The organism is Lentzea indica, from assembly GCF_012184385.1.
Lineage (GTDB): Bacteria > Actinomycetota > Actinomycetes > Mycobacteriales > Pseudonocardiaceae > Lentzea > Lentzea indica.
The window spans coordinates 1-2,624 of the sequence record NZ_VSRL01000479.1; the positions used below are offsets into that span (position 1 = coordinate 1).

A 2,624-nucleotide genomic window follows, 5' to 3' on the forward strand; every position below is an offset into this window, starting at 1 on the left:
TGGCGCTCGATGCCGTGGTGGCGCATCACGATGCGCTGCGCATCCGGTTCACACCGGAGAGCCAGCACAACGCCGGCATCGAGGCCACCGGTCTGCTGCAGGTGGTCGCTGTTGAGGGCGACGAGGCTGTGGTCGCGGAGATGGCGGCGGCACAGAAGTCGTTGCGTCTGGCTGATGGTCCGCTTGTGTCTGCGGTGTTCTTCGACCGTGGTGATCGGCCTGCGTGGCTCGGTTTGACCGTGCATCACCTGGTGATGGATGGCGTGTCGTGGAACGTGTTGCTGGAGGACCTCGACACCGCCTACCACGGCGGATCGCTGGGGCCGAAGACGACGTCGTTCCAGCAGTGGGCGTTGCAGCTGCAGGATGACGACGCCAGCGGTGAACGTGACCACTGGATCGCCGCGACCGCGGACGTCGCCAAGCTTCCCGCTGATGGCGATGGCCCGAACACCGAGGCGTCCGAAGCGATCGTGCAGTCGTGGCTGGATGCCGAGACGACTGCGACGCTCCTTGGTGACGCGCACAAGGCGTATCGCACGCAAGGCCACGATCTGCTGCTGACCGCTCTCGCTCAGGCGTTGGGGGAGTGGGCAGACACCGGCCACGTGACGGTGGACCTGGAGAGCCACGGCCGTGAGGGCGCGGACTTGTCGCGCACGGTCGGGTACTTCACGTCGATCTTTCCGGTGCGGTTGAGCCGTGAGGACGACCCTGGTGCGGCGATCAAGGCGGTGAAGGAAGAGCTGCGGTCGGTTCCGCGCCGTGGTGTCGGCTATGGCGTCCTGCGGTGGCTGCAGGACGATCTGGCCGATGCGCCGGATCGTCCCTTGTTGTTCAACTACCTCGGCGCATATGACGCCGCTGGTGACGACTCGGCCGGGTTGATCCGTCGTGAGCTGGACGGCGATCTCGCCGGACCGAGCGAAGGCGAAGGTGGCACCCGCTCGCACTTGTTGCAGCTTGAGGTGCAGCAGACCGCTGATGGGCGGTTGTCGATCGAGTGGTTCCACTCGACCAACCGGCACGACACCGCCACTGTCGAGCGGGTTGCGGCTCGGTATGTCCTGGCGTTGCGTGAGCTGGTCGAGCACTGCCGGTCCACGACGGGTGGGTTCACGCCGTCGGACTTCCCGTTGGCGTCCCTCACGCAGGATGAGGTGGACGGGCTCACCGTGCGCTGTCCGTCGCTTGTGGACGTTTATCGGTTGGCGCCGGTGCAGTCGGGCATGTTGTTCGGCGTTGTGGGTTCGCCCGTTGACGGCTTGTACTGGGGTCAGAGCGTCTATGACCTGGCTGGTCCGATCGATGTGGAGCGGTTCGCGGCGGCGTGGCGTGAGGTGATCGCCCGGCACGCATCCCTGCGCAGTGGCTTTGTGTGGGAGGGCGTGGCCGAGCCGGTTCAGGTTGTGCTCAGCGACGTTGATGTGCCGTTGAAGGCCCACGACTGGTCGGGTCTGGACGAGGCGGCTCAACAGGTGCGGCTGCAGGAGTTGCTGGCGGACGACCGCGCGCTTGGCTTCGACCTGGCCCGGCCGCCGTTGATGCGCCTGTATGTCGTCGACCGAGGTGACGGGCAGAACTGGCTCGTTTGGGGCCTGTACCAGGGTTTGTGCGACGGGTGGAGTCTGCCCGTGGTGATGGACGAGGTGTCCGCCGCCTATCAGGGCAGCGCTCTTGAACCCACCCGGCCCTATCGGGACTTCATCGCGTGGCTGGACGGGCGTGACCCGGCCGAGCCGGAAGCTTTCTGGCGGAGCTATCTGGACGGGTTCGAGGCGCCCACGCCGTTGCCGGTGGATCGGTTGGCGGCGAGCCATTACGACCAGGACCGGCGGCGCACGCATCTGGACGACGGCGTGACGGCCAGGCTGGTGGAGCTGGCTCGGCGCGAGCGCGTCACGTTGTCGACGGTCGTTCAGGCCGCGTGGGCCAAGGTTCTCGCGGAAACCTCGGGCGAGGACGACGTGGTGTTCGGCCTGACCGTGTCCGGCCGACCGGCCGACTTGGCAGGCGTCGAGTCGATGGTCGGGTTGTTCATCAACACGCTGCCGATCCGGGCGGTCGTGCCTGAGGACGTGCCGTTCACCTCATGGTTGCACGACTTGCGGGGCAACCAGGTTGCGGTGCAACGGTTCGAGTACACGCCGCTGGTCGACGTGCAGCGGTGGTCCGCTGTGCCGCACGGTCGAGCGTTGTTCGACAGCATCGTCGTTTTCGGCAACTATCCCCAGGAGGAGCTGCCGGAGGACTTGGGCGAGGACTGGTTGCAGGCCACCGAGTCGGTGGAGCAGGGCAACTACCCGCTCACCTTCGCGGTCGACCTGGAGGCCACGCTCAAGATCGAGGCGGAGTTCTCGACGGCGGCTTTCGACGCGGTCACGGTCGAACGGGTTCTTGACCAGCTCACGGTTGTGCTGACCGCGGTGGCGGAGCGGCCGGAGTTGCTGGTCCAGGACATCCCGTTGCACCGGCCGGCCCAAGCCGTCCAGATCGTCGAGTGGGGCAGCACGGCGCCGCCGGTGGTCGAGCGGCCGGTGCCGGACCTGATCGCCGGATGGGCCTCGTCTGAGGTCGCTGTGGTGTGCGGCGATGAGCAGCTCACGTTCGCCGAGCTGGGTGCT

1 protein-coding gene is annotated in these 2,624 nt (G+C 66.8%); it reads left to right on the forward strand.

Annotated elements, in window-relative coordinates:
* Positions 1-2,624, forward strand: a 2,624-nt coding sequence (locus FXN61_RS48660; RefSeq protein WP_246293282.1) for a condensation domain-containing protein, incomplete at both ends; no start/stop codon positions are given.